Genomic DNA, 7,852 nt, shown 5'->3' on the forward strand with positions numbered 1-7,852 from the left:
ATGTTATCAATTTTTAAATCAAAATCGCTATTAGCCACAGAAGAGCAAAATTGGGTTTTAGATACTTTCATTTGGGCATTTGAACGATTTGATGGAGAATGTTTTATAGATGAAACTAAGATTATTCTCCCGAATAATCATTACTTTCCTGATCAGGTCAACAGCGTTTTTGGTATGGCGCAAAATGTATTTAATCATGTTGTAAAATACGCTGGTATGCAAAACTGGCCTCTAAAATTAGTCGAGCCAGATAAAATGCAAGCAGTTGCATTTCCCCATTGGCAATTTGAGTCTAGATTGCGAGGAGAAAATGCAAAGCTAATAAATGTGAATATGCGCGAGCAAATAATTAGCATTTCATATAACCCACAACAAATAAATCAACCTCAAGATTTAGTTGCATCTTTTGCACAAACACTCGCTTTGATCTTAATTCATCATAATAAAGAGTTACCACCAGGAGGGGAAGCCTTATTACCTCAGGTAAGTGAACTAGTCGCTGGCTTTTTAGGTTTTGGTGTGATGTTAGCAAATACGGCGTATCAATTTAGAGGTGGATGTGGTTCTTGTTTTAATGCTTATGCAAATAGACAAGCTGCATTGCCTGAGCCTGAATTAATTTTTAATTTGGCTTTAATCGCTAAATTAAAAGGAGAAAATAGGAATAAAATATTACCGCACTTAAAACCATACTTAAGAGGTATGTTTAAAAAAGCCGATAAAACTTTAAATAATGAGCTTAAACAAACTGCAAATCCTCTATTGCTGGCTGTATTTGATAAAGCAAACCCTTAAAAATAATTAATGAGAAAAAAATGAAAAAATTAAACTGTGTATTCACTGGGGTATTATTAGCATTATTAAGTTTTACTTCTTTGGCAAAAGTCAATTCAGAAAAAATTGAGCGTGTTATCGAGAATTCGATGGCAAGATTCAATGTGCCAGGTTTAGCCATCGCAATAGTCGAAGATAATGAAGTAATTATGGCTAAAGGTTTTGGTATTAAGCATTTAGATACAGGAGAAAAGGTAAATAAAAACACCTTATTTGGAATTGCATCAAATACGAAAGCTTTTACTGTGGCTGCCATTGCTATCTTGGTTGATCAAGGTAAATTAAGCTGGGATGACAAAGTAATAGATCATTTACCTGAATTTCGTTTATATGATGCTTATGTCACACGAGAAATGACAATTCGAGATTTATTGAGTCATAGGAGTGGTTTAGGTTTAGGGGCTGGAGATTTGATGATTTGGCCTGATACCAATAAAAAAATCAATGATATTTTAGATAGCTTACGCTATTTAAAGCCTGCTTCTAGTTTTCGTTCTAAATATGCTTATAACAATTTAATGTTTGTAACTGCCGGTGAAGTTGTTGCAAGAGTATCAGGTATGAGTTGGCAAGACTTTACGGAAAAAAATATTTTGCAACCTCTTAAAATGAATACATCAAGAGCCGGTTTTTCTCGTATTGCTAAAAGTAATAAAAACTGGGCAACAGGGCATATTCCATTAGAGGGTAAGTTAACACCATTTTTTGTTAATTATTTAGAAGACTTTCGTGGTGCGGGTGCAATTGCATCGAATGTAGTCGATATGAGTCAGTGGTTGAAAATGCAATTAGCGCAAGGTGAAATGGCTGATGGTACGTCGTTATTTACAAAAAAACAGCAACTGGAAATGTGGCATCCGCATATTACTAAGAAAGCTTCTAAAAAAGGCTTTGTAAGTCATAGACAACAGTTTAGAGGTTATGGTTTAGGTTGGAGTATTGAAGATTATCAAGGATATAAAAAAGTAGGACATGGCGGTGGTATTTTAGGCATGGTGTCGCAAGTTACTTTAATACCAGAAAAAAAACTAGGGATTGTTATTTTATCAAATCAACAAGCATTTAGTGCTTTATCTGCCATTACACATGAAGTGTTAGAAGATGTTCTACAACTTAAAGATAAAGATAAAGATTGGGTCGATGTGTTAGCAAAAAAACACTTTCAAAAAAAAGAAAAAGCTTATAAAGAATCAGAACTTGCTAAAGTTGTAAACTATCAAGCTTCCTTACCTTTGAGTTCTTATACAGGAAGCTTTATAGATGACTGGTATGGTGATGTTAATATTGAAGAAAAATCGGGTGAATTATTAATTGATTTTACACATACAGAGCGATTAAAAGGGGTGTTAGAACACCATACAGGTAATACTTTTATTGTGCGTTGGAATGAAAAGTTACTTGAAGCCGATGCCTTTATTCACTTTGATATGTCAGCTAAAAATCAGGTCAAGAATATTAAGCTAGAAGCCGTTGCTCCGAGTGTAACGGACTTTAGCTTTGATTTTCATAATTTAAATTTAAAACAAAAATTATAATTTTTGAGTTGTGTTATATCTTTTATTCGATAATAAAATAGAGTGTATCGACTAAAGTATCAAAGTTTACGCAGGTAAACTTTGATACGCTTTATATTTAATTAAATTAATATCAACTCGGACCTGAGTATGCGTACTGCGATTATTTATCATCCTGATTGTCGAAAACACAAGATGACTCCAGATCATCCTGAGAGCACAATGCGCTTAGATGCAATTCAAGATAGATTACTGGCATCTGGTTTAGATATTGCTGTACCTCAATTGTTAACTCCTAAAGCAACAGATGAAGATATATTACGAGTTCATAAAAAAGTATATGTAGACTTTGTAAAAAATAAGATTCCAAAAGCCGGGTTAATCGATCTGGATGGAGATACCTGGCTGTGCAAAGATAGCTTTAAAGCTGCAGAGCGTGCTGCTGGCTCTGGAATTTATGCTGTTGAACAAATTTTAAGTGGTCAGTTAGATTCTGCTTTTTGTGCGATAAGACCGCCAGGTCATCATGCAAATGAAGATGTCTCATCTGGTTTTTGTATCTTCAATAATGTAGCCATCGCAGTGAAGTATGCACAAGAACAAGGTATTAAACGCATTGCCATTTTAGATATAGACGTACACCATGGCAATGGAACACAAGATATTTTCGAACAAGATGATAATGTATTGTTTTGCTCTATTTTTCAGCATCCTTTTTATCCAAATACCCCTATTAAAAATACAAAAACAATTATAAATACACCTTTAAAAGCGGGTTTGGGCGGTGATGATTTTAAGCGCTCAATTACGGATAGCTGGCTTCCAGCCATTAACCGTTTTAGCCCCGAGCTTATTGTTATAAGTGCTGGGTTTGATGGTCACTTAGAAGATGATATGGGGCAGCTGGTATTGGTTGAAGCCGACTATGCATGGTTTACCGATAAAATAGTAAAGCTTTCAAAGGAAATAAATTGTAAGGGGATTGTTTCTATGTTGGAAGGTGGATATGACTTATCTTCGTTAGGACGCAGTGTGGCTGTTCATATCAAATCTTTAGCTGAGGTGTAGTTGTTACTTTAATGCGAGTTAAATAACAACTACCAGGAAAAGTTCGCATATAACCCCATTTAAGTTGATCTAAAACAAACTGTTTTGTTTTTATTTTTGGTAAATTTCATGTTTTGCATGTGTATTTTAATGCTAATTTCACTTTCTTTTACATGGAGTTTCTAAATGGTTTTAAAGTCTAAAAATAAAATGTTAACAGTGGCAGATGTCATGTCTAAAAATATTTTATTTTGTAAACCTGAAACATCATTATTTGAAGCTGCTAATATGATGGGAAATCGCAATGTGAGCGCTATTTTTATCATGTCTAATGATAAACTTATTGGCGTTTGGACTGAAGCTGATTGCTCAAAACTCGACTTTTCAATGGCTCACTTTTCTGAACAGCCTATCGCTAATTTTATGAGTAGCCCTGTAAAACAAGTTCATACCAAAACAGCGGTTTCAGAGCTCACAATTTTATTTCATAATTATGGTTTTCGTCATTTATTGGTTGTTGATGAAAAGAATAGCCCAAAAGGTGTTGTGAGCTTATCAGATGTAATTAAAAGCCAAGGACTGGAACATTATTTACATTTTAGGCAAGTAGACAAAAGCTATAACCCAAACATTCCTATATTAGATGCCAGCGACAGTATGACTATTGTTGCCAAAAAAATGCGGGAGACGAGGGTTAATGCTGTTTTGATTGAAAACAAAACCATTAAACAAAAAGGCATAATAACAGAGAGGGACTTACTTAACTTATTGAGAAAAGGTGTCATTAAAGAGAGCTGTTGGGAGTATGCCAGTTGGCCTTTATTAACAGTGAAAGAAACAACCAGTCTTTATAAGGCTTATCAATTATTGGAAATTCGAAAAATCAGGCACCTAGTTGTTGAGAATGATAAGTTGGAGATGCAAGGTGTATTGTCACTGAATCATATTATGTCTGATATCGAACTAGCCTATATGACTGAGTTAGAAGTTGTTCTAGAGCAAAGAGATATAGCGCTCAAAAAATCTCAAAAAAACTTATATTTGGCTAAAAAAATTATTAACGCATCACTAGATGGCATTATGATCACTGATAGTGCAGGAACCATATTACAAGTTAATCCAGCATTTACTTCTTTAACGGGTTATGAAGCTCAAGAAGTTATGGGGCAAAACCCAAATATTTTAAGTTCGGGAAAACATGATGAACAATTTTACGATAAAATGTGGGAAGTTCTACGTCGAGAACGTGTTTGGCAAGGTGAAATTTATAATAAAAAGAAAAGTGGTGAATTATTTTTAGAGTGGTTAACTATTATAGAAATAAGAGAGAATGAGGACGAGGAGTTACTCTATGCTGCTATTTTTAGTGATATTACAGAACGAAAAAAAGCAGAAAAACGCATTACTGCTTTAGCATATTTTGATGAGTTAACACATTTGCCTAATAGGCGTTTATTTAGCGACAGATTAGAAATGGCACTGGCAACGGCCAATAGAGATCAACAAAAACTTGTTGTTATGTTTTTAGATTTAGATCATTTTAAACAGGTAAATGATACCTTAGGTCATAGTATTGGTGATTTATTATTACAACAAGTTGGTATGAGATTACAAACCTATGTCAAAGCAGGGGATACATTAGCACGATTAGGTGGGGATGAATTCACCTTGTTATTAACAGAAGTTGATGATGTGAATGAAATTTTAATTTATGCCACGCAGTTAATATCTTCATTAGAACAGCCTTTTAACATACAAGATCATGAAATATCTATTACGACCTCAATTGGTGCAGCTGTTTATCCTGATGATGGCTTAGATTCAGATACTTTACTCAAACATGCTGATGTTGCTATGTATCGCAGTAAAGAGCTGGGTCGTAATTCATTTCAATTGTATAAACCCGCAATGAATGCACGTTCATTAGAGCGCATGGTAATGGAAAGTAAATTAAACAAAGCTTTGAGAAATAATGCTTTTGAACTTTTTTATCAACCTAAAATTGATGCGTCAAACTTTAAAGTTGTAGGGGTTGAAGCTTTGATTCGATGGCAAGATATTGATTTAGGAACCATATCCCCAGGGAGTTTTATTCCATTAGCTGAAGAACTGGGATTAATCATAGATTTAGATATTTGGGTTCTAAATCAAGCTTGTAAACAAATTAAGCACTGGCTTGATGATGGTGTTCAATTTGGTAAAGTCTCAATTAACATATCAGCCTTACACCTAACGAAGGGCAACTTAGTTTTTGCGGTGAGAAATGCGCTAAATTTATGGTGTATTCCCGCACAATTGTTAGAAATTGAAGTAACTGAAACAAGCTTTATCTCATCAATGAGTGAGGCAAAAAAAGTACTTAATGCACTGAAAGCACTGGATGTAAATATAGCATTGGATGACTTTGGTACAGGTTACTCTGCTTTAAGTTATTTAACTCAGCTACCGATAGATACGTTAAAAATTGATGCCAGTTTCATTGCTAAAATTCCTGATGAATATGGCAATAGTCAAATTGTAAAAGCGATAGTCGCATTAGCTCAAAGTTTAGGCTTGGAATTGGTAGCTGAAGGAGTGGAAAAAGAAAAGCAACTTAAATTTTTACAAGAGATTGGCTGTAATATCATTCAAGGCTATTTTTTTAGTAAAGCTTTAGCTGCAAGCGAGCTAAACCAATTTATTGTTAATCGAAAAGCTGTTTTTGAAAATTAATACCATAAAGTAATTGCTAATAGAGTCTATTTTTTTGTGTGATTTTTGCATTTTGTGCGTTCAGTGCTAATAAAAAATTTAGCACCAAAACGAATAAAAGAAACGGCTATACTTTATATAGGGCTAATTTTAATTGAACTTTGAGGGCAGGTTGATATGCAGGCACCGCAGCTTGTACAGTCTGCTAAACTAATTTCAGGAGTTGGAATACTTGATTTAAATAAATCAAATTTTATGGCCTCAACCTCACAAGCATCTTTACACGACATACAATAAACATTATTTACCGCTAAACAGTTTCCGGCAATGGTGATCTTATTATTGAAGGCCGCATTTTGTGTTTTATTTAAAGCCTGAGGTTTACAGGCTTCTACACATAAATTACAAAATGTACATTCGTCAATTGAAAAGTCAACTTCAGGATATCCTCCAGCCCCTTTTTTGATTATGCGCGTTTCACAAGCATCGATGCAGCCATTGCATTGTGTGCAAGTATTTAAAAATGTATCTTCAAGTCCACTATATGGGGGACGCAGTGGTATATCTGCTTTAGGTTTTGCTCTAAAAAAAGAACGTCGACTATGATCTATGGCCATTAACTTGTTACCTTTAAAAAACACATAATACTGTTTAAGTTTAAGGTATTATTTTTTTGTAAGCTTGATAATTATCATCATTTGGCCAGTTATCTGAAGGTTATTTTTAAAGCTTCCTGAGATATGCATTAAATGCCCTGTAGGTAAAGTTTCAAATTCATTATTATCTTTTGTAAGTTTAGCTTGGTTTTGTAAGCAATAAATAAAATATTGATGCCCTTCAATGATATTCACAGTAGTTAAATTGACACTGTTAATGGTTTCAACTGAATAGCTATCCGTTTTAACTATGACATTAAAGTCTAAAATCTCACCATTAAAAAGCTCTCCAGTAGTTTCGCTGCCACCATCAAAGATTGAAACATCTAATTTATTTTTTAAAGAATGCGTTATTTTTTTATCAGCACCAATATGGTGTAAAGCGATGCCTTTACCTGCAATTAAAGTTAAATTTCGAGTATAACCAGAAAAGTTAGAGAATATCCCGTTTTGAGCAACACTCGCTATGCTAAGTCGCCAATCAAAGTTATCTAAAGTACCATTTTCATTTATAGCAAGTTCAGTGGTGATGCCTTTGCCATTTTTCCATGGCACTTTTTTAAATTGTGTCGGGGGAGTAATCGTCAATTGCATTATGTGCTCTTATACTAATTGTTTAATAGCAAGCTTTGCTACATTTGTAAGCTCGCTACCATCGGTTTGGTAATATGCAATGATATCTAGCTTCATTGATTTAGCCCAAAATAATTGAATATGGTTTAAAACTTTTTTTGCGGTCTCTTCATCATCTGATTGATGGCAGATATTATCAGAGATCTGGTTCGCCATTTTTATTAAATTATCTATTTTTGCTGATGTCATTACATGAATGCTTTTATATCTAATTATTTTAATATTTTCTCATATTAACCGCTATTTTTATACACACTAAAAAGTTCTTTTTTATGTCTCCCTCTTATCATTTTATATCAACATTTAAAACGAGGGTGCTAATTGCTGGCTTGTTTAGCCCAGTATTTCTCGGTGTGGGCAATTACACTTTTTTATTTGCTTCCCAAGAACGATAGGCATCTTTAGTATAAAAAAGGTAAAGTTTATCTTCATAAATGGTTGAAATTTTGGGGTTTGAAATTACATTTTCATTATGCG

General features: G+C 33.9%; 7 protein-coding genes. 4 read left to right on the plus strand and 3 right to left on the minus strand.

The window, feature by feature from the left end; translation table 11 throughout:
- The 4 genes from BM088_RS11355 (at window position 1) to BM088_RS11370 (ending at window position 6,107) form a co-directional block, all read left to right on the plus strand.
- Window positions 1-795 (plus strand): hypothetical protein, encoded by a 795-nt coding sequence (locus BM088_RS11355; RefSeq protein ID WP_091983771.1) that lies wholly within the window; start codon window positions 1-3, stop codon window positions 793-795.
- A 20-nt stretch (window positions 796-815) separates the two neighbouring features.
- Window positions 816-2,369 carry a serine hydrolase gene (locus BM088_RS11360; RefSeq protein ID WP_091983774.1) on the plus strand — a complete coding sequence of 518 codons (1,554 nt, stop codon included), beginning with the start codon at window positions 816-818 and terminating at the stop codon, window positions 2,367-2,369.
- A 129-nt stretch (window positions 2,370-2,498) separates the two neighbouring features.
- Window positions 2,499-3,416, plus strand: a complete 918-nt coding sequence (locus BM088_RS11365; RefSeq protein ID WP_091983776.1) for a histone deacetylase family protein — start codon at window positions 2,499-2,501, stop codon at window positions 3,414-3,416.
- A gap of 165 nt (window positions 3,417-3,581) precedes the next feature.
- On the plus strand, window positions 3,582-6,107 hold the full coding sequence (locus tag BM088_RS11370; RefSeq protein WP_091983779.1) for an EAL domain-containing protein: 2,526 nt from the start codon (window positions 3,582-3,584) through the stop codon (window positions 6,105-6,107).
- Between the two features lie 113 nt (window positions 6,108-6,220).
- Here the strand turns inward: BM088_RS11370 and napF are convergent, their stop codons facing one another.
- Genes napF through BM088_RS11385 form a run of 3 tightly spaced genes read right to left on the minus strand, consistent with a single transcriptional unit; the run spans window position 6,221 to window position 7,564 of the window.
- Window positions 6,221-6,703: a ferredoxin-type protein NapF gene (gene napF, locus BM088_RS11375; protein WP_091983781.1), complete on the minus strand. Its 483-nt coding sequence runs from the start codon at window positions 6,701-6,703 to the stop codon at window positions 6,221-6,223.
- 48 nt (window positions 6,704-6,751) lie between these two features.
- Window positions 6,752-7,336, minus strand: a complete 585-nt coding sequence (locus BM088_RS11380; protein ID WP_091983782.1) for a HutD/Ves family protein — start codon at window positions 7,334-7,336, stop codon at window positions 6,752-6,754.
- Window positions 7,337-7,345: 9 nt separating this feature from the next.
- Window positions 7,346-7,564: a formate dehydrogenase subunit delta gene (locus BM088_RS11385; protein ID WP_091983785.1), complete on the minus strand. Its 219-nt coding sequence runs from the start codon at window positions 7,562-7,564 to the stop codon at window positions 7,346-7,348.
- Between the last annotated feature and the right edge of the window lie 288 nt (window positions 7,565-7,852).

Origin of the sequence: Pseudoalteromonas denitrificans DSM 6059, assembly GCF_900112265.1 — a bacterium.
Lineage (GTDB): Bacteria > Pseudomonadota > Gammaproteobacteria > Enterobacterales > Alteromonadaceae > Pseudoalteromonas > Pseudoalteromonas denitrificans.